Raw genomic sequence first — 1184 nt, 5'->3', positions numbered from 1 at the left:
AAACGAGCATCAACTCGCTGCTCGCACATATCATAAGTGAGGCTTTGCAGCGCGGGCTTATCGAGGAGGACGGCACCTACGTGATGACGGCGGGCTTTCAAAGCGGCCATCCCGGCAGCACCGACTACATCCGCATCATCAAAAAAGATCAGATCGATTTCTACCGCGACGCGGCAGAAACGGGCCTCAAGGATAAAATTTGAAAAATCAAAATGTCAAAGTCCATTAAAATCAAAGAATCGCGGTTAAATTTAACCCCTTGCTACGAACTAACGCCAAAAGAGGCGCGAGAGCTCGTTAGCATCGGTATCACCGGACACGGCGAGATATATTTTCTATGCGAGGATGCGGGCGAATACGTCATTAAATTTATGCAAGACGGGCGGCTGCGCGAGATAAAAACCGGTGCGGACGAAAACGGCTACCACTTCGCCGTGTCCGTGGATTTTCCAAACCGTTGGGCGCTGCTAAACGCTCGCTCGCGCTACGATGAGAAGCTAAAACGCGGCGAGGAAAATTTAAAATTTATCGATGAGCTGGGCGTCCAGACGGGCAAAATTTGCGTGGGCGACGGCATAGCAAAGATCATAGCGCAGGGCGGGCGGCTCTACGTTTCATATTTTGGCGACGGGCTCTTCGGCAACTTCGGCGGAGACGAGTGCGAACTCGCCGTTTGGAACGAGGCGGGCGAAAAGCTCTATGGATTTGACCTCAGCCGGATTCACGACTGCTACGCGATAAATCTATTTGGCGGCGCGTGCTACGCGCACTATTGCAGTAGCTTTGATTTCGTGCGTATCAAGGACGGGCAAGCCACGGCGTATACTCCGAAAATCAGTTCTTATAAACCGGGCTCCGCGGCTATTGAAACGTGCGAGCTAGAATTTTCAAAAAGCGACTATATTTTTGCGAGCCGCGACTTCGCGCTGGATGAGCGAAGCGTGCTGTTTTGCCCGGCTGATAACGACAAAGAAGAGCTGTTTTTGTTTAAATTTAAAGGCGAAACACTAGAATTCGACAGAAAAATCAGCCTAAATTTTCTCGGCGCAGACGGCTCGAAAAATAACAAAAATGAGGGCTGCGACTCGTACGGGAACGGCGAATATTTAGCTCTTTTAAAAGGCGCCAAAATTTATAAAATTTGCGTGAGCGAGCTAAATTGAAATGTAAATTTAGCAGCTAAC

Annotated in this window: 1 protein-coding gene and 1 pseudogene; both read left to right on the top strand. The window is 49.4% G+C overall.

Annotated features, from left to right (window positions below; all coding sequences use genetic code 11):
- Positions 1–203, top strand: a pseudogene (locus tag Q0140_RS05610) (pyruvate kinase); the annotation flags it as partial.
- 9 nt (positions 204–212) lie between these two features.
- The gene (locus Q0140_RS05605) at positions 213–1163 is read left to right on the top strand and encodes a hypothetical protein (protein WP_297962670.1); all 951 of its coding nucleotides are present in this window, start codon (positions 213–215) and stop codon (positions 1161–1163) included.
- The last annotated feature ends 21 nt before the right edge of the window (positions 1164–1184 follow it).

It is taken from the genome of uncultured Campylobacter sp., assembly GCF_938045405.1.
Taxonomy (GTDB): domain Bacteria; phylum Campylobacterota; class Campylobacteria; order Campylobacterales; family Campylobacteraceae; genus Campylobacter_B.
This window is presented reverse-complemented; position numbering and strand designations above follow the sequence as displayed.

Bases quoted from the DNA above. Each gene is read 5' to 3' on its own strand.
- Q0140_RS05605 (WP_297962670.1), top strand. From the start codon at position 213: ATGTCAAAGTCCATTAAAATCAAAGAATCGCGGTTAAATTTAACCCCT.